This window comes from Streptomyces sp. NPDC058457 (assembly GCF_042720695.1).
Classification (GTDB): domain Bacteria; phylum Actinomycetota; class Actinomycetes; order Streptomycetales; family Streptomycetaceae; genus Streptomyces.
The window spans coordinates 37,194-58,249 of record NZ_JBHXLU010000044.1 but is presented as its reverse complement, the minus strand read 5'-3'; the positions used below and the strand labels follow the sequence as shown (position 1 = coordinate 58,249).

Here is a 21,056-nt window from a genome sequence, read left to right as displayed (position 1 = left end):
GGTCTCACCGAGAACGAGGACGCCCAGGGCGACGCCGGCCATCGGGGTGAGGTAGGTGGCGGCGGTGGTCGCACCGCATGCACTGATCACCCGGTTGTTGAGGATGTGCGCCAGTCCGGTGCCATCAGCGTCACCCCGTCAGTAAGATGAAGTAAATCGATGTGCGGCTTGTGGAGATTGGGTCTTTCGATGGACGTGACTCTGCGGCAGCTCGCTGTGTTCGTGGCGATCGCCGACCACGAAGGGTTCGGTGCGGCTGCCGCCGTTCTCGGTATGAGCCAGTCCTCGGTGTCGCACTCGCTCGCCGCGCTGGAGCGGACAGTGCAGGGCGAGCTGGTACTCCGTGCGGCTCCGGTGCGGCCGACCCCCCTGGGTGACGTCCTGCTGCCGCACGCCCGCGCCACCCTGTCCGCCGCCCGCGGATTCACTGCTGCCGCAGCCGCGCACACCAGCGCCACGGCCGCCGGATCGATCGGGCTCGCCGTGCCGCCGACGGCCGCCCGCGGGCTGCTGCCCGGCTTGCTGCGGCTGTGGCACGAGCAGCTGCCCCAGGTCGAGATCACCCTCTTCGAGGGCCTCGACGAGGAGATCGAGGAGTGGCTGGAGAGCGGCACGGTCGACGCGGCGATCCTCATCGACCCGGACCCGTTGCCCCGCGGTGCCCTGCATCTGGCGACCGACGCCTACGAAGCCGTCGTACGCAGCGACCATCCGCTGGCGGGGGAGGAGTCCATCGGACTGGCGGACCTGCTGGAGGATCCGCTGCTGGCCACCACCTCCGGCTGCGAGACCCAGGTCAAGCACCTGCACGCGCTGACCGGCCGGCCCTACCGCCCCACCCAGCGCATCCGCGAACTCACCACGCTGCTGTGCATGGTGGAGGCCGGCCTCGGCGTCGCCATCGTCCCGTCGCTGGCGGCGAGCATGCTGTCGGACACCCTCACCCTGGTCCCGCTCAGGCCGCGCCTGGAGCGCCGGCTGGTCCTGACCGGCCCGACCGGCCGCCCCTGGCACCCGACCGTCACCGCTGTCCGGAACCTGTCCGAGAAGCATGTGTCCGCCCCGGCGTAGGGCCGCCGGCCCTCAAGGGCGGCCGAAGGCGGCAACGGAATCGACGCGCAGTTCGAACAGGATGCGGCGCTCGTCGCGTCCTGGTTCGCGCAGCGGGTACGAGCCCTGGTCGCCGCTGTACTTGGTCCGCATACGGTCCGGACGGGCGGTGACGCGCGCGCCCTCGGCCGGATCGTCCTCGGAGATCTCCCGGACGACCGTGGCCGTGGTGCTGAGCCGGTGGCCGAACCACACCGGAGCGAGATCCGGCCGCCCCTTGGCCCCGGTCACCACGACGAGCGCCGTGACCGGCCCGTCGAGCAGTTCTCCGGACACGGGATCGAGATCGTTCAGACCGCGCGCCGCGGCGCGATCACCGATCTCGAACCGGCCCTTCTTCGTCCCGTCCCCCACATCCCGGATCTTCGACACCGCGATCGACACCGCGATCGACACCGCGATCGACACCGCGATCGACACCGCGATCGACACCGCGATCGACACCGCGATCGACATCCCACGGCTGCTTCGCCTCGGCGACAGGATGGTCATCGAATTCCTGCATAGGTTGATGGGCTGGATTGATTTGACTCATCTTTTCGGGCTGAACAGGCTGGGCACACATCGCAAGGAAGGGCGCACCATGTCCATCAGCCACCGCCAACTCGGCAACTCGGGCCTGACCGTCTCCACCGTCGGCCTCGGCAGCAGCAACCTCGGCAGGCCGAATACCGCCAGCGCCACCCAGGAGGGCAGCACCGCTGTGGTGCGAGCCGCGCTGGAGGCCGGCATCACCTTCTTCGACGTCGCCGACACCTACGGCACGCCTCCCGGGCTGAGCGAACAGTTCCTCGGCGAGGCGCTGAAGGGCCACCGCGACGACGTCGTGATCGCCACCAAGTTCGGCATGGACGCGGAGGGAGCCAATGGCCGTGACTTCGGCGTCCGCGGCTCGCGCCGCTATATCGTCCGCGCCGTCGAGGAGTCCCTGCGCCGGCTGGGCACCGACCGGATCGACCTGTACCAGTTCCACACCCCCGACCCGGTCACCCCGATCGAGGAGACCCTGGCTGCGCTCGACACCCTGGTGCGACAGGGCAAGGTGCTCTACCTCGGCCACTCCAACTTCGCCGGATGGCAGATCGCCCAGGCCGAGTACCTCGCCCGCCAAGTCGGCACCACCCGCTTCGTCGCCTCGCAGAACCACTACAACCTGCTCGACCGCCGCGCCGAGCTCGAAGTCCTGCCGGCCGCCGCCGCCTTCGGCCTCGGGGTCCTGCCCTACTACCCGCTCGCCAGCGGGCTCCTGACCGGCAAGTACTCCACCGGCAAGGCTCCCGAGGGCGCCCGCCTGACGCACTTCCGCCAGGACGACTTCGAGAACGCCGACCTGCAACAGCTCACAGCCTTCGGCGACTTCGCCAAGAGGCGGGGCCTCACCGAGGTCCAGGTCGCCTTCTCCTGGCTCGTCTCCCGCCCCGCCGTCGCCTCGGTCATCGCCGGCGCCACCCGCCCCGAGCAGGTCGCCCAGAACGCGGCGGCCGTCGGATACGAGTTCAGCGCGGAGGACCTCGCCGAACTCGACCAGATCTTCCCCCCGCTGCCGCCCATCGCGCTCTTCTGACGGGGGACGGACACTCCATGGGTCTTGGCGAGGCGCAGGTCCTCTCCCGTATACCGAACCTGAATCCCGTCCCGGCGAGCGAGCGCGAAGCGCTGCTCCGCGATCCCGCGTTCGGCCGGGTCCCCAGGGTGAACTCCCGCTCCCGCCGTTTCCACAACTCGGCGGTCCGGCGCGACATGCCTCCACTGCCGGAGGAGCTGTTCCTCGAATCGGTACGCTCCCTGGTCCGCGCCGACCAATACTGGATCCCGCGGACCGAGGGCGGGGCGCTGCAGCTACGCCAGTTCATGATCGCCACAGTGGCGGCGCTCGGCCTGAAGTCCTCGTCCGGCGGCAACTGCGCCGCGAGTCTCGCCGCTCACGCGAAAGCGGTCCGGGAGGGCTGCGAGCAGGTGGTCTTCCTCGACGCCGCCGAGCGGCGCCGGGCCGAGGAGGTCGGCAGCATGAACGTTTTCTTCGTCTTCGACGACGGGTCCCCGCTGACGCCCCCGCTCACCGGGACCATCCTGCCGGGCATCACCCGCGACTCCCTGATCACGCCGGCTGCGGACCTGGGGCTGACGGTGCGTGAGGAGCCGTACGCCGTCGACCAGTGGCAGACGGATGCCCGGAGCGGTCGGCTGCGAGAGGTGTTCGGCTGCGGCACGGCCGCCGTCGTGACACCGATCGGGCGAGTGCGAGGCCGGTCGTACGACTTCACGATCGGCGACGGGAGGCCGGCTCGTGGCGGAACGCCTGAAGGCGGCGCTGACCGACCTCCAGAACGGCCGCGGGCCGGACCCGTACGGCTGGCTCGACAAGGTCCTGTGAAGGAGCTCCCAGTTGACACACCCCGCGGGCGGCCCGTCGCCACCTGGGTCTCTGCCACACTCTCCGCTGACCGGACGCGTCACGCCCCCGGCAGCGGGCGGACCGTCAGGATCTGCGAGGCGTGTCCGACCGGGCCGTCCATGTCGTGCAGGACCGTGCTGGTCAGGCCCTGGCCGGTGGGCCCGAAGGTGACCTTGGTGTCCAACCCCGTCCAGGTGCCGCGTGGTTGGCGGTGAAGATGAATGGTCAGGTCGATGTTGGGGAACATCCACGCGGTGGGTGACTGCCGGACGGCGATGCCGTTGGCGGTGTCGACGAGGGCGAGGTACGACGCGAGCGGGCCGGCGGCCCCGCCGTCGACCAGCTCCAGCGGCGTGCGGATCCAGGCAGCCGTTCGGCCTGGCCGGGGCGGTGCGACCGGGCGGATCTCCACGGAGTTGATGTAGCCGCCGGGCCAGATGTCGGTCGCCGGCCACGGGGCGAGGAGCTCCGGCGGGGTGAGGCGGTCGTCGGGTCCGCCCGCCACCGCGCTGGTGTCGAGTTCGGCCAGGAACCAGGCGCGGGCCCGCAGGACCGGCCGGCCGGAGATCCGCACCACCGCTTCGAGCAGTTCGATGGTCCGCCCGGGGCGGACGGTCTCCACCTCGATCTCGCACTCGTCGAGGGCGAGGCGGCCGAGGATGTCATAGCTGATCCGGGACAGCAGGAGACCGCTGTCCGGGCCGGCTGCCCGATGCCGGTCGAGGGCGTGGACGACGAGCCCGGCCAGCGGGCTGAAGTGCTGCTCGTCCGCCGCCCAGGCCCCGCCCGCGTGGAGCGTCGGCTTGTAGCGGTGGTCGCCGATGGTCTCGAAATAACTGCCGAGGGGCGCGGTCGGGTCGGACAACGGACGTCTCTCCTTGCACGTGACTGGTGTGGAGGCTACCGGCGTGTGCTCGTCGCGCCGGGTGAGAAAGTGCACAGTGCAATCATCGTGCGGCCGGGCTGGTCAGGCGAGGAGGCAGAGCAGCACGACGGGCGTGTCATGACCGTCCCCCGCATCGGGAACGTCACCTCGCGCCTCGTGATGAAGACCGTGGAGCCGGGCCCGTAGGGGAGGGTGGACCCGGCTCGACGGCCTTGCCGGAGTGGTCAGTTGTTGGTGAGGACCACCTTGAGGGCGCCGGTCTCGGCGCTGCGGGTGAAGACGTCGTAGCCCCGCATGGTCTCGGCGAGTGGCAGGCGGTGGCTGATGAGCCGGGTGGCGTCGAGGGCGCCGGTGGCGATGGAGTTCATCAGCTGGGGGATGGTCAGGCCCGAGGGGATGCCGGTGGTGATGGTGACCTGCTTGGACCAGAGCTGCTCCAGGTGGAGCGTGGCCGGGCCCTCGTGGACGCCGATGTTGGCGATACGGCCGCCGGAGCGGACCAGGCCGGCGGCGAGTTCGAAGGCGTCGGGGAAGCCGACGGCCTCGATGGTGACGTCGGCGCCGTAGCCGTCGGTCAGCTTCCCTACCAGGTCGCGGACCTCGTCCTCGCCGACGGCGTGGGTGGCACCGAGCTTGAGGGCCATCTCGCGGCGGGCGGGTGTGCGTTCGACGACGACGATGTTGCGCGGCGAGAACAGCCTGGCGGTGACGGTCGCGGACAGGCCCACCGGTCCGGCGCCGACGATGACGACGGTGTCGCCGGGACGCACCTGGCCGTTGAGGACACCGACCTCGTAGCCGGTGGCGAGAATGTCGGTGAGGAAGAGCACCTGCTCGTCGGTGAGCGCCTCGGGGATCTTGTAGACGGAGTTGCGGGCGAAGGGGATGCGGGCGTACTCCGCCTGCACGCCGTCGATGGTGTGGCCGAGGGCCCAGCCGCCGTTGACGCACTGGCCGTACATGCCGGTGGTGCAGAACCGGCAGTAGCCGCAGGCGCTGACGCAGACGGCCAGGATCCGGTCGCCCGGCCGGACGTTCGTCACCGACGAGCCGACCTCCTCGACGACGCCGGTGGCCTCGTGGCCGAGGACGGTGCCCGGCTTCACCGTCGGTACGCCGCCCTTGATGATGTGCGAGTCGGTGCCGCAGATCGTGGTGTGGGTGACGCGCATGAGGAGGTCGGTGTTCTCGGTCAGCGTCGGCATCGGGTGATCCCGGTACTCGATCTTCCCCGGTCCGTCGTAGACGAGTGCCTTCATGTCCAACTCCTTTGTTGAATGGCGGTGCGGTGGTGCCGGGCGTCAGATGCCGGGCCCGTAGAGGCCGAATCGCAGGTCGGGGTCGCCCGGGGTCCAGGTGCCTGCCACCTGCGAGCGGTGACCCATCTGTGCGACGCGGTCGATCAGTTGGTTGCCCAGTTGCAGCTGGGCCGGTTCCCAGCGCTTGAGGGCGGTGGGGATGTCGCCGCCGGCCGCACTCAGGTGCTCGTGGAGCGCCCAGGCGTCGGCGGCGGCCTTGGCCGTGCCGGCGGCGGCATGCGGGCGGGCGGCGAAGGCGGCGTCGCCGATGATCGCCACCCGGCCCTCGGCCATCGCGGGGATGCGGGTGTCGAACACGACCTGGAGATACGGCTGTCGGGTGCGTACGACCGTCTCGGCCGCGGCCGGGGCCAGCAACTCCTCGGCTGTCGCCCGCATTTCGTCCACGAAGCGCTGCTGCACCTGACCGGGGTGGACGGACACCGGGCATTCGAAGCCCCGTAGATCCGTGGTGAGTTCGTCGAGCGCGGGGCCGGCCGGGACGTTGCGGTACCAGACGTAGTTGAGCAGCCGCTGCCCCTGCGCGATGCCCCCGTCCATGCCGGGGATCGGGTACAGGACGATGTGGGTGTCCCGGGCCACGCTGTAGGTGAGTGCCTCGCACAGCAGGTCGCGGCTCTGCTCGCTCACCTCGTTCTCGGGAACGGTGCCGCGCCAGCCGATGTAGCCGGAGTACGTGCCCCGCAGGTCCGGGAAGAGCCGTTTGCGGGCGGTGGAGGTGATGCCGTCGGCGAAGACCACCAGGTCGGCGGTCTCGGTCCGGCCGGAGACGAACCGCAGGGTCACGCTGTCGGCGTCCTGGTCGAAGCCCGCGCAGAACTCGCCGAGGTGGTAGCGGTCGGTGCCGAAGTCGTCGAGCAGAGCGCGGTAGATCGTCGACCAGGACGAGTAGCGCCACTCGACCGGGTCCTCGTGCAGCACCTCGTTGCCGGCGCCCAGGTAGCGCACCTGGCGTGTCACCGTGCTGAGCTCCTCGATGCGGCGGGCGCTGCGCTCGCCGAACCACTTCATGGTGACGGGCTGGAGCACGATCCCGCCGCCGCGGTTCTCCAGAAGTGCCGGAGTGCGCTCGTAGACGTCGACGGTGAAGCCCGACTCGCGCAGCAGCAGTGCGTTCGTCAGCCCCCCGATGGATCCGCCGACCACTGCGGCGCGCAGGCCCTCGTAGCTGTCCACCGTGGATTCCTCTCGCCCAGGGGGTGGTGGACGCCATGGTGGCTCCGGGCGGGACCGCCGTCGGATGTGCGAGTTCACAGTGATCCGGCACTACCATGGGTGATGGCACAGTCCGGGTCGTTCAAGGAGGCATCGATGCCGTCGTCCCCGACCTCCACCACGCCGGATCTCCTGCGCTGGATGAGCGCCATCGACGAACTCGCCATCGCCGTGAACCAGCAACGGGACCTGCCCGACCTGTTGCGGCAGATCGCCCGCACCGCCTGCGACCTGCTCGGCTACGAGAGCGCGGCCGTGCTGCTGGTCGACGGTGACCGCGCGGCCCTGCGGATCGAGGGCTCGTGGGGCCTGAGCGAGAGCTATCTGCGGCTGGTCAACGAGGAGTCCCCGCTGCTGCTGGCCCCCTCGGACGCCTTCGTCGGCAGCCCCTCCCGGCGCGCCTTCGTCGACGGTGAACCGGTGATCGTCGAGGACATCTCCCACGACCCCTCCTACGGCCCGTGGGCCAAGGCCGCCCAGGAACACGGCCACCACTCGATGGCCTCCGTCCCGCTGCGCAACCAGGGCGAGACCGTCGGCACCATGAACGTCTACGGCAGTGACCCGCGCCGCCTCGGCCCCGGCGGCCTGGAGCTGCTCCAGGTCCTCGCCAGCCACGCCGGCATCGCCCTGGAGACAGGCGCACAGCTGGAGCGCGACCGCCGCCGGGTGCGGGAACTCAGCGCGCTGAACGAGCTGCTCCGGCAGCACGCGGCCATCCACGACCGGTTCATCGGAGTCGCCCGGCGAGGCGGCGGCGTCACCGACATCGCGACCGAGCTGGCCGAGATCACGGACCGGGCCGTCGCCGTCCAGGACGTCTCCGGCCAGATCCTGGCCGTAGTGCCCCGTGCCGGGGTGTCCGTCCGGCCGCCCGACTGGCTTTCACAGCCCCGGCAGCACGGCGACGACACGCTGCTGGACCGTCTCGCGCACGCGTCCCCGGTGCTGGCCTCCGAGTCCTTCCCCGGCCTGCTGGCGGCGCCGGTCCGGGTCGGTGAGGAGACACTGGGTGTGCTCTGGCTGGCGGGGGAGGGCGACGACGATCTCCACCTGCGTGCCGTCGAGCAGGCCGCCGTGGTCCTCGGCCTGGAGATGCTGCGACGCCGGGCCGTCACCGACGCCCAGTGGCAGCTCAGGGGCGACCTGGTCGCGGAACTCGCGGGCGGACCCCTCGCCGACCCCGAGGCGGTGATGGCCCGCGCCGACCGGCTTGGCAGCGACCTGCGGCTGCCCCAGCGCGTCCTGGCCGTCCAGAACGACAGGGCCGGCGAGGCGGACGCCGCCCAGCTGCTGCGCCTGGTCCAGTCCCTCGTCCTCGCCCGCCCCCGGCCCAGACCCCTGCTCGCCCTGCGCGACGGCGCCATCGTGGTCGTCGCCCCGGCGGCCGACCCGCAGGGCGTTGAGGAGCTCGCCCGGCACATCCGCACCGTGGCCGGCCAGGCCATGGAGGGAGACGTGCGCGTCGCCGTCAGTGAGACGTCCCCGACGCCCGACCAACTGCCCGGCGCCTTCCGCCTGGCCCTCGGCCTGCTGCGGCTCATCCCGTACGCCCCCGACGAGGACATTCTCACGGTCACCACGGCCGGCATGATCGGCATGCTCCTCGCGGACGTCGACCCGCAGCGGATGGGCGTCCTCGCCGAGCGCTGGATCGGCCCCCTGCGCGACTACGACCGCCGCCGCGCCACCGACCTGGTCACCACCCTGCGCACCTACCTCGACCACGACCTCAACACCCACGCCACCGCCGAGGCGCTCTACATCCACCCCAACACCGTCGGCCTACGCGTCAAACGCATCGAGAGTCTGCTCGGGGTCTCACTCACCAGCGTCGGCGACCTGACCACCCTGCGCGCGGCCCTCGCCATCGACGACATCACCCGCAGCATCTGACCTGTCCGTACGAACAGCATCGACGGTGAACACTGTTCAGCAGCACAGGACACCCGTCGCCGAGAGCCCCTGAGCATGTCCTCACCCAGCAACGACGCGGGGAGGGCCCATGCACGACCCACAGCAAGCCGCCACCACGGCGATGGCCACTCCGGTCTCCGAACCCTCCGAACTCTCCGAACCGGGACCCGCACCGAGTGCCGCCGTCCCGTCCGCCGGCGCGACCCTGCTGATCGTGGCAGCGCTGTCGCTGGCGACCTGGTGGCTCTTCATCGACCCCCGACGGGCGGTCCTGGACGTCTACGGCAACCCGGCGAACGCGGTGATCTTCTGGACCCTCTTCGCCATCGTGTGCCTGGCCTTCAACCTGGAACTCAAGGGCTTCGACCGCCTGCCCCAGCCGCTGCGCGGGCTCGCCTTCGCCACCGCCGCCATCGGTGCCGGCATCGGGATCACCGCCCTGCTCGCTCTGGCCTGGGGCGAGGTCGACCCGAGCTTCGCCCCTGAACGGGTCGGTGGAGTCGGCTACTTCACCGGAGCCGTCTTCGTCCTGTTCGTCTTCGTGACGAACGTTCCCTTCGCGACCGTCTTCGAGCACCGCCCCTGGAAGACGCCGGGCCTTGCCCAACCCTGGTCCGGTCTGGCCGAGATCGCCGTCTCGACGGTCGCGAGCCTCGTGCTGTACGCCGTCTTCGCCCTGCCGGTGCTGGCGAGTTGGAGCAGCGTGAAGGATGCTCCGCTCAGCGTCGACGAGGTCATCGGCCTCTTCCACTCGATCGTCGTCTCGGTCCTCGTCACCAGCAACCTCACCGACAACTGGCCCTGGCAGACCGTGCGCAGCAAGGTCGGCTGGTTCCTGTGGACCGCGGTGGGCAACGCGGCCCTCGGCGCCGGCCTCTGCTTCGCCCTGTCGGGCGCGACCCGCCTCCTGCTCGGCTCCGACGCCCGGGCCGCCCTCGGCTCCGACGGACTGAGCCTCTTCCCCGCACAGCTCGGCGTCTGCTGGGTCTTCTGGATGATCTTGGGGAGAGTCCTGGCCGCTGGCACGCGCCCACCGCACACCCTGAACACTCCACCCACCACACATCCTGAAACCGGAGAGCGCACACTCATGGGCGACACCCACCCCGACCCCCGGATCCGCGTCGTGCACCACGACCAGCTCGACGGCGACACCCCCCAGACCCCCGGCCTCATCCGTGAGGTCGCCTTCGACGGCCGCAACCCCGGAGCGGCACACCTGTCCGCCTTCCGCAGCACCGTACGGCCCGGCGCGGCCACCGGCGCCCACCACCACGGCGACCAGGAGACCGTCCTCCACGTCATCAGCGGCACCGCCCGCTACCGCTGGGGCGACAAGCTGGAGAACGTCGCGGAGGCCGGCCCCGGCGACTTCGTGTTCATCCCGGCCCACGTGGTCCACCAGGAGATCAACGCCTCCCCGGAGTTCGAGACGGTCTGGGCCGTCGTCCGATCCGGCGTCGACCCGATCGTCGTCAACCTCCCCGAACTCGACGAATACGCCGAGCCCGCAGCCGTGGACTACACCCACCCCTGACCGCCGGCAGGAAACCGTCTCAGGTGACGGCCTCAAGGGCGAGGCCGTCACGGACGCCACTGGCGGAGCCGGGTCCGCAGGCACCGATGGTGTGCACCGGCCCTTCGCGGCCTTTGCCAAGCACCATGCTCAGGGCGCGCGATGTCGGCGAGGACGGCCCGCCGACCTGCCCGTCGTCGGCGGGAGGTCGTTGAGATCCCGTGCCGAGCGCGCTGATCGTCTGACAGCCGGCGGCGTGCAATCCGTCCCTCGCCGCAGCCGATGCGCATTGCCGGACGGACCGTGGTCCAGGCGGTCGCTGATCTTCCCGGATCCGCCATGTCTTGCGGTTTCCGCCGAGAACGCGTGCGACTGCTGTCTCCGGGTGTCGCCGGGCGCACAGTGAAGCCACCGGCGACGAGGCCGGACGGACGGAAGGTGCCCAGGATGCCGGAATTCAACGACGGGACCGCGGAGACCGTACTCCCGGCCGGTCCGGTCATGACCACGGACGTCGTGGTCGTGGGATCCGGACCCGCGGGCGCCGCCGCGGCCCTGCTGCTCTCCACGCTCGGCGTGGACAACATCATGATCACCAAATACCGCTGGACGGCGAACACCCCCCGGGCCCACATCACCAACCAGCGGGCCATGGAGGTCTTCCGCGACCTAGGCATCGAGGACCAGGTGCTCGCCGACGCCACGGACCACGCCCTCGTCGGCGACACGGTGTTCTGCACCAGCATCGCCGGGGAGGAGATCGGCAGGATCCACACCTGGGGCACCCGCCCGGACCGCGAGGCGGACTACCGGCTCGCCTCGCCCTGTCTCACCGTCGACATCCCGCAGACCTACCTGGAACCGATCCTGGTCCGCAACGCCGCGAAGCGCGGTACCCAGGTGCGGTTCTCCACCGAGTACCTCTCCCACACGCAGGACGCCGACGGCGTCACCGTCGACGTCCTCGACCGGCTGACCGGGAAGGCGTACCTGATCCGCGCCAAGTACCTGATCGGTGCCGACGGCGCCCGTTCCATGGTCGCCGCCGACATCGGTCTGCCCTTCGAGGGCGCGATGGACATCGCCGGCTCGATGAACATCACCTTCAAGGCCGACATCAGCCGCTACGTCTCCCACCGGCCCTCGGTCCTGTACTGGGTGATCCAGCCCGGCTCGAACGTCGGCGGGATCGGCGCCGGGCTGGTCCGGATGGTCCGTCCCTGGAACGAGTGGCTGATCGTGTGGGGCTACGACATCGCCGAGGAGCCCCCGCAGGTCGACGAGGCGGCTGCGGTCGAGATCGTCCGCACCCTCCTCGGCATGCCGGACCTGGACGTCGAGATCACCGGCACCAGCCTGTGGGGCAACAACGAGATGTACGCCACCCGCCTACACAGCGGCCGGGTGTTCTGCGCGGGCGACGCCGTCCACCGGCACCCGCCGAGCAACGGCCTCGGCTCCAACACCTCGGTGCAGGACGCCTACAACCTCGTGTGGAAGCTGGCCGCCGTCCTCAAGGGCCAGGCGGGCCCCGAGCTGCTCGACACCTACTCCGCCGAACGGGCGCCGGTGGCCGAGCGGATCGTGAAGCGGGCCAACCGGTCGAGCCGTGAGTTCGTGGACATCTTCAAGGCTCTGGGTGTCCTCGACGCCACGTCGGAGGCCGAGATGACGGCCGCGATCGAGGAACGCAAGGCCAACACCCCCGCGGGCGCCGCCAAACGGGCCGCGCTGGTGCGGGCGATGGACCTGAAGAACTACGAGTTCAACGCGCACGGTGTCGAACTCGGGCAGTTCTACGCCTCGTCGGCGATCCTCTCCGACGGAAGTGCGCCGCCCGTGTCCGAGCGCGATCCCGACCTCTACTACGAGATGTCCACGGTGCCGGGCTCGCATCTGCCGCATGCCTGGGTCGGGGACAGCGCGCACCGGAAGGCGCTGATGGACCTGGCGCCGTACGGCCGCTGGACGCTCCTCACCGGCATCGCGGGCGAGGCCTGGGAGGCCGCGGCCGAGAAGGTCGGCCAGGAACTCGGTGTGCCGCTGGCCACGGTCGTCATCGGGCCGGGGCGCGAGGTCACCGACCTCTACTACGACTGGGCCAAGCTGCGCGGGGTCGAGGAGAGCGGGGTGCTGCTGGTCCGCCCCGACAAGCACGTCGCCTGGCGCGCCATGACCCTGCCGGACGACCCGGAGGGCCGGCTGCGTGACGCCCTGACCACCGTACTGGGAAGGGCCTGAGCCGGTGCGCTTCGACCATGAGAGCCTGCCGCAGCGCGTCCGGTTCGCGTCCGGTGCGGCGGTCGCCCACCTCGTCGCCGAGGTCGAACTCCTCGGCGGCCTGCGGCCGATGGTGATCGCCGACCCGGCCGCGCGGGCCGTCGCCCGCGAGATCGCCGACGGGCTGCCCGTCGCGCACTGGCACGACCGGGACGGCGACGTCGTCATGCACGTCCCGGTCGCGGTGGCCGAGCGGGCCCGTGCGGCGGCTACGGAGCACGACGTGGACGTCGTGGTCGCCGTCGGCGGCGGCTCGACGACCGGTCTCGCCAAGGCGGTCGCCCTGACCTCCGGGATCCCGGTGGTCGCGGTGCCGACCACGTACGCCGGCTCCGAGGCCACCGCGGTCTGGGGCCTGACCGAGGACGCCCGCAAGACGACCGGCACCGACCCGCGGGTCCTGCCCCGGGCCGTCGTCTACGACGCCACCCTGACCCTGTCCCTCCCGGTCGGCATGAGCGTGGCCTCCGGGCTCAACGCCCTCGCACACTGCGTCGACTCGATGTGGGCGCCCCGCACCGACCCGATCGACCAGGCCCTGGCGGCCGAGGGCGTCCGGGCCCTGCGCACCGGGCTGCCGCTGATCGTCAAGGAGCCGGAGGGACTGGACGGCCGGGAGCGGGCGCTGTACGGCGCGTACCTCTCCGCGACCGCCTTCGCGTCCGCCGGTTCGGGACTCCACCACAAGATCTGCCATGTCCTCGGCGGCATGTTCGACCTGCCGCACGCCCAGACCCACGCCGTCGTCCTCCCGCACGTCCTCGCCTTCAACGCACCGCACGCCCCCGAGGCTGAACGGCGGCTCGCGGCGGCCTTCGACGCGCCGACGGCGACCGCCGGACTGGCGCTGCTGTACGACGAGCTGGACCCGCCGCGCGCCCTGCGCGACCTCGGTATGCCCGAGGACGGCATCACCTCGGCGGCGGAGGCGATCGTCGTCGTCGCCCCGCCCGACAACCCGCGGGCCGTCACGCTCGGACCGGTCCTCCAACTGGTGCGTGCGGCCTGGGAAGGAGCACGGCCATGACCAGCGAGACCCGGGCCGCCGTCCCCGCCGAGCAGCAGGCGCGAGAGGCCGAGATCACCCGGCAGGTCCTCGACTCGTTCGGCGACTGCACCGATCCACGTCTCAAGGAGGTCATGGAGTCCCTGGTGCGCCATCTGCACGCGTTCGTCCGGGAGGTGCGGCTGACGGAGGACGAGTGGAGCAAGGGGATCGAGTTCCTCACCCGGACCGGGCACATCACCGACGACCGGCGCCAGGAGTTCATCCTGCTCTCCGACGTCCTCGGCGCCTCCATGCAGACCGTCGCCGTCAACAACCAGGCGTACGGCGACGCCACCGAGGCCACCGTCTTCGGGCCCTTCTTCGTCGAGAACAGCCCGGAGATCACCGACGGCGGGGACCTCGCGTTCGGCGCCGCCGGTGAACCCTGCTGGGTGGAGGGCACCGTCACCGACAGCACCGGCAAGCCGGTGCCGGGCGCACGCGTCGAGGTGTGGGAGGCCGACGAGGACGGCTTCTACGACACGCAGTACGGCGACGACCGTACGGCCGCGCGTGCGCACCTGTTCACCGGGGCGGACGGCGGCTACCGCTTCTGGGCCCTGACCCCGACCCCGTACCCGATCCCGCACGACGGACCGGTGGGCGAACTGCTGGCGGCGACCGGGCGTTCGCCGATGCGGGCCTCGCATCTGCACTTCATGGTCAGCGCGCCCGGCCTGCGCACCCTGGTCACGCACATCTTCGTGCGGGGCGACGAACTCCTGGACCACGACGCGGTGTTCGGCGTGAAGGAGTCCCTGGTCAAGGAGTTCCGGCGACAGCGGCCGGACACACCGGCACCCGACGGGCGGGACCTGGCGGGGCGCGCCTGGTCCCGGGCCGAGTTCGACATCGTGCTCGCACCGGACGGCGCCTGACCTGCCCCGGGCGGGCGGCGGGTCCGGGTCCGGCTCCGCCCAGGCCGTCGGGCCGTCCGCCTTCCGTCGTCAGCTGTCAGCCGTCCGTCGTCAGCCGTCCGCCCGGGCCTCCCGCAGGACATCGGTGGCGCGCACTCCGTACCGCTCCTTGAACCGGTGCGAGAAGTGGGCGGCCGAACCGAAACCGCAGCGCGCGGCCACCTCGGCGACGGTCGGGTTCCCGCCCGCGGCCAGCAGCGCCCGCGCTCCCTCCAGCCGGCGTGCCAGCAGGTACTGCGGGACGGTCGTACCGCCGGCGGCGAACACCCGCGACAGGTGCCGCTCGCTGATCCCGACGCCCTTGGCGATCCTGGCCGCGTTGAGCCCGCTGTCGCTCAGGTGGTCCTCGGCGTAGGCCTTGGCCATCGCCAGATGGACGGCGGAGAGCGCGGCCGGACGGCCGGTCACCACGCCGGCGAGCAGATCGAGGAGGGTGTCCTCGTCGACCGGCCGGGACGTCTCGGGGTGCACGGCACGGCCGGCCAGCCGCGCCAGCGTCCTGGCCTGAAGGTCGCCGGTGCCGAAGTCGAACACCCGGGGGCGGGTCAGCGGCTCCGGCCCGGCGGCCTCCCGCCACACCTGCCGCGGCACCTTGACGGCCAGCTCCTCGAGGCCCTGGGAGAAGCCGCGCATGAAGGGCCGGTCCGCGTCGCACACGATCAACTGGCCCGGCCGGACCACCTGTACGCCGTCGTCGTGATAGAAGAACGCCTCTCCGACCAGCGTCAGATAGCAGGCGACGGCCTCGGACGGCAGCCGCCGGACGACCGCGCGGGTGCGTTCGACGACGTGGGGGTTCCCCGTCACCCGGGCCACATGCACCCTGGGCAGCTGCAGGTTGATCTCCGTCGCCTCAAGGGCCTCGTCGTCGAGCGACCGGCAGCGCAGGCCGATCAACGCGGTCGCGTTGTGGTGCTCCCACAGCGCGACACGCTGGGCCTCGGGCAGTCCGATCGTGCTGAAGCGCACGGGCCCCGACGGCATGCCGGTCGTCATCTCCCCAGAGTATTCCCTCGGTGCCGTCAGCCGGTCGTCCGCGCCTCTGCCCTCCGGTCCCCGGGCCCCGCGCCGGGCGGCCGGAGCCGGTCCGTCTCGCCGCCGGCGAGACGCTTCTCCGGGAGTACGACGGCCAGCACCACGCCGACGGCGAACAGCGGGACGAGGCAGCCGAACACCGGGGTGAGCGCGTGCTGGTAGGCCGCGATCACGGTTTCCTGGATGCGGTCCGGCAGGGCGTGGACGAGTGCGGGGGTCAGGGAGTCGGTGTCGCCGACCGCCTTGAGGTCGGCGGCGGACAGCCGGGAGCCGAGCTGGTCGGCCAGCCTGCTGGTGAAGACCGCGCCGACGGCGGCGGTCCCGACCGTCGCGCCGATCTCGCGGAAGAAGCTGCTGGCGGAGGTCGCGGTGCCCACGTCGGCGGCCGGGAAGGCGTTCTGCACGGCGAGCACGAGGGTCTGCATCATCAGGCCGATGCCCACGCCCATCAGGAAGAGGTATCCGCAGAGGAGGACGAGCGGAGTGTCCACGTCGATGCCGGACAGCAGCAGGGCCGTGACCGTGACGACGGTACCGCCCGCGATCGGGTAGGCCTTGTAGCGGCCGGTCCGCCTCATCCGCTGGCCTGCCGTGAGGCTCGCGGCCATCAGGCCGACCACCATGGGCAGCAGCCAGCCGGACTCGGTGGCGGTCACGCCGTAGACCATCAGCAGGTACGTCGGCAGATAGCTGATGACCGCGAACATCCCGACGCCGATCACGATCATGCCGATGAGGGTGGCGATGACGAAGATCGGGCTGCGGAACAGGCGCAGCGGGATGACCGGTTCGGCGGCGCGGCTCTGGGAGCGGAAGAAGAGGGCCCATGCGGCCACGCCCGCGGCGGCGAGGCCGAGGACGACCGGGTCGCTCCAGGCGTAGTCGGTGCCGCCCCAGTCCGCGACCAGGGGGCGATGCTGTAGGAGGCGCTGTTGGACACGTTGCCCGAGGCCAGGAAGCCGCCCGCGGATCCGATGGTGACCTGGTACGACCCGACGCCGTCCGTCTTCGACAGCACACCCTCGACCCGCTCGGCCGCCGTGTCGGTGGCGTTCAGGCCGGTACCGGCGGGCAGGGTCTGGGTGACGCTGAGGGAGTCCTGCCCGGAGTCGCCGGACAGTTCGGCCCGGACGTCGTCGGAGGACCTGGTCGCGCTCGCCGGAGACGGTGACCTGGTTGACCCCGTCGATCGTCTTCAGCTCGGGGACGACCTTGTCCTCCAGCTGGGCGGCGAGTTCCTGCTGGCCGGCGTCGGAGGTCGCGGCCAGCGTGATGGTGGGCTGGTCGTCGGTGCCGCCGGTCACCACCTGGGGGTCGACGCCGTCCGGGAGACCGGTGCTGGTCTTGGAGAGGGCCCGCTGCACCTCGTTCGACTTCTCGTCGGTGTCGACGCCGAAGTCGAACTGCAGGGACACCGTGGCCGACCCCTGACGCGAGGTCGAGGTCATCGTCTGGATCGAGTGGACGCCCTTGACCGCGTCCTCGGTGGGCTCGACGACCTGGTCCTCCACCACCTGGGGCGTCGCGCCCGGGTAGGTCGCCGTGACGGTGATCGCGGGGAATGACAGGTCGGGCAGCAGCTGTTGTTTCAGTGACGGGACGGCGTACACCCCTAGGGCGACGACGAGAATCGTGATCAGGGCGGCAAGCTTGCGGTTGGCGATGCTCACCCTGGACAACCAGGGCATCCGACGGATCTCTTTTCTGCGGACGGCGAAGGGCGGGCCGCCCGGTCCATGGGTGCCCGGGCGGCCCGGCCCTCACCCTCACCCGGCGGCGTCCGCCTCGTCGTCGCCCCACCGCGGTGTTCTGCGCGAACCCGCCGTCCGGCCGCGACCCGATCGCCGCCGTACCGCCGGCCGCGGCCGCCCGCTCGCGGATGCCGATCAGGCCGCGCCCGGTGCCCTCCCCGCCGCCGGCTCCGGGCCCCGCGCCGGCCGGGTTCTCGACGGTGATGCGTACGGCGTCCCGGCCGTAGCGGAGCCGTACCGTGGCGGAGTCCGTCCGCGCGTGTTTGCGCACATTGGTCAGCGCCTCCTGGACGATCCGGTATCCCGTCACGTCCACCGCCGAGGAGACCGCCTCGTGCCCGCCCTCACGGACCACGTCCACACTCAGCCCCGCCCGTGCGAACGACTTCACCAGTTCGTCCAGGCGGGCCAGCCGGGGGGGGCGGGCTCCCGCGGCGCGGACGCCTCCCCCGCCCGGCCGAGCAGCCCGACGATCGATCGCAGCTCGTCCAGGGCACCACGGGAGCCGTCCCGGATGGCGACGAGCAGTTCGGCCAGCTGCGCCGGGTCGCCCCGGCCCACGTGGGCACCGATCCCCGCCTGCGCGTTGATCAACGTCAGCTCGTGCGCCACCACATCGTGCAGTTCCCGGGCGATACGCACCCGCTCCTCCGCCACCCGGCGGGCCGCCTCCTCCTCCCGGGTGCGCTCCGCCCGCTCGGCCCGCTCCTCAAGGGCACTGATGTAGGCACGCCGGTTGTGCACCGAGTCGCCGAGCGCGGCGGCCAGGCCGATCCAGGTCACCGCGCCCAGCCGCATCGGCCCCAGCACCGGCCCGGTCTGGAACGCCGTGGCCGCCCCGACCACGGCCACCGAGACGAGGGCAGCGGCAGTCCAGGTCGAGCGGCGGTCGGTACGCGCCGCGAAGCCGTACAGCGCGGTCATCAGCGCCGACGCCGTGGCCACGATCACGCCCCCGCACGCCTGGTGGACGACCGCCAGCACCGACACCGCGGCCAGCACGGCCACCGGCCTGCGCTCACGGGCCAGCAGGACGACACAGGAACGGGCCACGATGGCGACGTCCAGCGGATCGGGCAGCCGCAGCCCGGAGGGTGCGAGGAAGTCGGCGGCCAGCGACACGAGGAGCACACAGCCGACGAGGCGGGCCCCTCTCATCCGAGGGGCACTCCTCACTGATCGGCTCGGGGGCTTCATGGCGACAGACCAGGCAGTACCCCGCGGCTCGCTCGTCCCCCAGACGCGGCAGATGCCGGTACCGCAGCCGCGGTACTCGGCGTCACCTGCAACGATACGTCGCCCGGTGCTCCGCCCCGTCCCTGGCCCGAACAGCGTCCGGTGGGCACGCGCACACCGCACCGCGGTCACGCCGGGCGCCCCGCGCACTGTGCCGTCGCTCCAGGGCGGGTGGTCCACCAGGATCCGGGCGCCGGTGCGCTACGCCCCGTACCGCACCACCGAGGTCGGGACCACCGTGCGGCGGGGCGGGCCCGCAGGGGTGTCCGGGGCCCGCTCGATCCGGTCCAGCAGCAGCCGGGCCGCCTGGCGTCCGACCTCCTCCGCGTCGTACGAGACGACGGTGACCGGTACGCCCAGCATGTCGGCCATCTCGAAGTCGTCGAAGCCCGCGAGCGCGGTGTCGGTGCCCAGGCGGCGGACCGCGCGGTAGGCGCCCAGGGTGATGCGGTTGTTGGTGCAGAACAGGGCGGTGGGCGGGTAGTCGCGGCCCAGGACGTCCAGGGCCGCCGCCTCCGCGGTGGGGATGTCGTGCGGTCCCCGGCGGATCCACTCGTCACGGGGCGCCAGCCCGGCCTCCTCGTGTGCCGCCCAGTAGCCGCGGAAGCGCTCGGCACCGGTGTACAGGGCTGGGGGATTTCCCAGGAAGCCCACAGCCCGGTGCCCCTGGGCCAGCAGCTGAGCGGTGGCCTCGCGGGCTCCGCCGAAGTCGTCCACGAGCACCGTGTCGGCTTCCGTCCCGGCGGGCGGCCGGGAGGCGAAGACCACGGGCGTCCCGCCGAGCGAGGCAGGGCCGAGGTGGCGGTGCGTGGCCCCCGCCGGTACCACGATGATGCCGTCCACCCGGCGCGAGACCAGGTCCTCCACCAGGTCGCGCTCGCGTTGGACCTGCTCCGCGGTGTTGCCGAGGACCAGTCGCAGCCCGTGCTCCTCGGCCACCTGTTCGGCGCCGAGTGCGAGCCGGGAGTAGAAGGGGTTGCCGAGATTGGTGACGACGAGGCCGATCATGCCGCTGGGGCGGCGGAGGCGCAGATTGCGGGCCACTTCGTTGCGGCGGTAGCCCAGTTCCCGTACGGCGGCGAGCACCCGCTCCCTGGTCTCGGGGCTGATCCGCTTGTCGTCCTTCAGCGCCCGCGACACGGTCATGGCGCTGACTCCGACGCGAGCGGCCACATCCCGCATCGTGGGGGTGGCGGGTCCGGACGGTCCGGGAACGCCGGAGGAGGCCACTGCGCTCGCTCTCTCTTCGAAGCCGACGGCTGCGGGCGCCTCGGCAGTGCGCCTGCGGCCTTTCATCCTATGCGCCGGTCAGCGGCAGTTCACCGGTGCGGGCTGCGGTCGTGCCGCCCACGACGCGGCACCGAGCAGCGGCGCGTCGTGGGCCCGTTCGGCGGTGCGGAACAACAGCCTGTCGACGAGGCCGGCGTCCGGGCCCGCCCCGGCCCCGGCGCTCAGCGGGCCTTCGATCAGGTCCCAGGACGCGGCGATCGAGCCGCCGACGACCAGTGCCGTCGCCCCGAACCGTGCCAGCCACGGCGCCAGGGCCACTCCCAGCGCCTGGAAGGCATGTTCCAGCACGGCCCGCGCGTCCGGGTCGCCGCCGCGGGCCAGCTCGGCGATGACATGCACATCGGGAACGTCGGGGATTCCGCGCACATCGGGGATGCCGGGGGCGCCGGCGGTGTCGGGTTTGCCGGGGACAGGGCCTCGGCCGGCGGCCGGTACCGCTCGGGCGTACGCGGCACGGATCGCGCGCCGCGACACCGTCTCCTCCAAGGGCCGCCCGTCGTACGACAGCAGATGGGCGCTGCCCTCCGGCGGTACCAGCGGTCCGTGGTTGACGGGCTCGCCCCGGTCGAGGAAGGCGGAGCCGACGCCACTGCCCAGGGTGATGCAGACGACCCGCTCATGGCCCGCGACCGCTCCCGCGACGAACTCCCCGATGCCGAAGGCGTCGGCGTCGTTGAGGAACCGCAGCGTGCCGGGCGCCGGGCGCATCCGCCGGGACAGCTCCGCGCGCACGTCCACGCCGTACAGCGCGTCGAACTTGCCGACATCCCTGAAGAGCGCGATGCCCGACTCGTAGTCGAACGGGCCGGGCACGGCCACACCCCAGGGTGCTCCCGCCGGTGCGCCGATCAGCGAGGCGGCCGCGGTGACGCCGTCGAGGATCTCCTCGGCCGTGCCCCGGGCGGGCAGCGGCCGACGCATCGCCTCGCCGACCGTCTCCCCGGCCGTCAAGTCGACGAGGGCGGCGGTGACGTGGGTGCCGCCGACCTCCAGTACAGGTACAGGTACGGATGCGGCTGTGGCTGAGGTCAGCACGTGATGAACCCCTGACGTGCGGCTCCGGCGTGGCCCGGGTACTGCGGGCGCGGGCGAACGGTACGGACGTGAGTTATCGATAACGCAAGAGGATGTCGGCCGGGCC

16 protein-coding genes and 1 pseudogene are annotated in these 21,056 nt (G+C 71.7%); 8 read left to right on the top strand and 9 right to left on the bottom strand.

Annotated elements, in window-relative coordinates; all coding sequences use genetic code 11:
* Positions 1-189: 189 nt before the first annotated feature.
* Positions 190-1,071, top strand: coding sequence for a LysR family transcriptional regulator (locus ACFWPS_RS29770; protein ID WP_383710204.1), 882 nt, complete (start codon positions 190-192; stop codon positions 1,069-1,071).
* 12 nt (positions 1,072-1,083) lie between these two features.
* Here ACFWPS_RS29770 and ACFWPS_RS29765 read toward each other — a convergent pair whose 3' ends face one another.
* Positions 1,084-1,566, bottom strand: a complete 483-nt coding sequence (locus ACFWPS_RS29765; protein WP_383710201.1) for a hypothetical protein — start codon at positions 1,564-1,566, stop codon at positions 1,084-1,086.
* 127 nt (positions 1,567-1,693) lie between these two features.
* Here ACFWPS_RS29765 and ACFWPS_RS29760 point away from each other — a divergent pair, with 127 nt between their 5' ends.
* Together ACFWPS_RS29760 and ACFWPS_RS29755 are read left to right on the top strand one after the other, a co-directional pair.
* A complete protein-coding gene (locus ACFWPS_RS29760) occupies positions 1,694-2,674 on the top strand; it encodes an aldo/keto reductase (protein WP_383710199.1) in 981 nt (326 codons plus the stop codon).
* A 17-nt stretch (positions 2,675-2,691) separates the two neighbouring features.
* A pseudogene (locus ACFWPS_RS29755) lies at positions 2,692-3,288 on the top strand (aminotransferase class IV); the annotation flags it as partial.
* 275 nt (positions 3,289-3,563) lie between these two features.
* On the opposite strand, the gene ACFWPS_RS29750 reads toward ACFWPS_RS29755, so the two are convergent.
* The 3 genes from ACFWPS_RS29750 to ACFWPS_RS29740 all read right to left on the bottom strand — a co-directional run bounded on the left by ACFWPS_RS29750 (position 3,564) and on the right by ACFWPS_RS29740 (position 6,886).
* Complete coding sequence (locus tag ACFWPS_RS29750) at positions 3,564-4,370, bottom strand: thioesterase family protein (protein ID WP_383710196.1); 807 nt, start codon at positions 4,368-4,370, stop codon at positions 3,564-3,566.
* 245 nt (positions 4,371-4,615) lie between these two features.
* On the bottom strand, positions 4,616-5,650 hold the full coding sequence (locus ACFWPS_RS29745) for an alcohol dehydrogenase catalytic domain-containing protein (protein WP_383710194.1): 1,035 nt from the start codon (positions 5,648-5,650) through the stop codon (positions 4,616-4,618).
* 42 nt (positions 5,651-5,692) lie between these two features.
* Entirely contained in the window at positions 5,693-6,886 is a 1,194-nt protein-coding gene (locus ACFWPS_RS29740; protein ID WP_383710191.1) for an FAD-dependent monooxygenase, read from the bottom strand.
* 135 nt (positions 6,887-7,021) lie between these two features.
* On the opposite strand from ACFWPS_RS29740, the gene ACFWPS_RS29735 reads away from it, so the two are divergent.
* From ACFWPS_RS29735 to ACFWPS_RS29715, 5 genes are all read left to right on the top strand, one after another.
* Positions 7,022-8,821: a helix-turn-helix domain-containing protein gene (locus ACFWPS_RS29735; RefSeq protein WP_383710189.1), complete on the top strand. Its 1,800-nt coding sequence runs from the start codon at positions 7,022-7,024 to the stop codon at positions 8,819-8,821.
* A 109-nt stretch (positions 8,822-8,930) separates the two neighbouring features.
* On the top strand, positions 8,931-10,379 hold the full coding sequence (locus ACFWPS_RS29730; protein ID WP_383710187.1) for a cupin domain-containing protein: 1,449 nt from the start codon (positions 8,931-8,933) through the stop codon (positions 10,377-10,379).
* 426 nt (positions 10,380-10,805) lie between these two features.
* On the top strand, positions 10,806-12,599 hold the full coding sequence (locus ACFWPS_RS29725; protein ID WP_383710185.1) for an FAD-dependent oxidoreductase: 1,794 nt from the start codon (positions 10,806-10,808) through the stop codon (positions 12,597-12,599).
* A gap of 4 nt (positions 12,600-12,603) precedes the next feature.
* A complete protein-coding gene (locus tag ACFWPS_RS29720; protein ID WP_383710182.1) occupies positions 12,604-13,665 on the top strand; it encodes a maleylacetate reductase in 1,062 nt (353 codons plus the stop codon).
* Entirely contained in the window at positions 13,662-14,564 is a 903-nt protein-coding gene (locus tag ACFWPS_RS29715; RefSeq protein ID WP_383710179.1) for an intradiol ring-cleavage dioxygenase, read from the top strand. The genes ACFWPS_RS29720 and ACFWPS_RS29715 overlap by 4 nt, the downstream gene beginning before the upstream one ends.
* 90 nt (positions 14,565-14,654) lie before the next feature.
* Here ACFWPS_RS29715 and ACFWPS_RS29710 read toward each other — a convergent pair whose 3' ends face one another.
* The 5 genes from ACFWPS_RS29710 to ACFWPS_RS29690 form a co-directional block, all read right to left on the bottom strand.
* A complete protein-coding gene (locus ACFWPS_RS29710) occupies positions 14,655-15,599 on the bottom strand; it encodes an AraC family transcriptional regulator (protein WP_383710176.1) in 945 nt (314 codons plus the stop codon).
* A 26-nt stretch (positions 15,600-15,625) separates the two neighbouring features.
* A complete protein-coding gene (locus tag ACFWPS_RS29705; protein ID WP_383710173.1) occupies positions 15,626-17,326 on the bottom strand; it encodes an efflux RND transporter permease subunit in 1,701 nt (566 codons plus the stop codon).
* Between the two features lie 450 nt (positions 17,327-17,776).
* Positions 17,777-18,547, bottom strand: coding sequence for a histidine kinase dimerization/phosphoacceptor domain-containing protein (locus tag ACFWPS_RS29700; RefSeq protein ID WP_383710170.1), 771 nt, complete (start codon positions 18,545-18,547; stop codon positions 17,777-17,779).
* Positions 18,548-18,826: 279 nt separating this feature from the next.
* Positions 18,827-19,807 carry a LacI family DNA-binding transcriptional regulator gene (locus ACFWPS_RS29695; RefSeq protein WP_383710297.1) on the bottom strand — a complete coding sequence of 327 codons (981 nt, stop codon included), beginning with the start codon at positions 19,805-19,807 and terminating at the stop codon, positions 18,827-18,829.
* 126 nt (positions 19,808-19,933) lie between these two features.
* Complete coding sequence (locus ACFWPS_RS29690) at positions 19,934-20,950, bottom strand: ROK family protein (RefSeq protein WP_383710168.1); 1,017 nt, start codon at positions 20,948-20,950, stop codon at positions 19,934-19,936.
* Between the last annotated feature and the right edge of the window lie 106 nt (positions 20,951-21,056).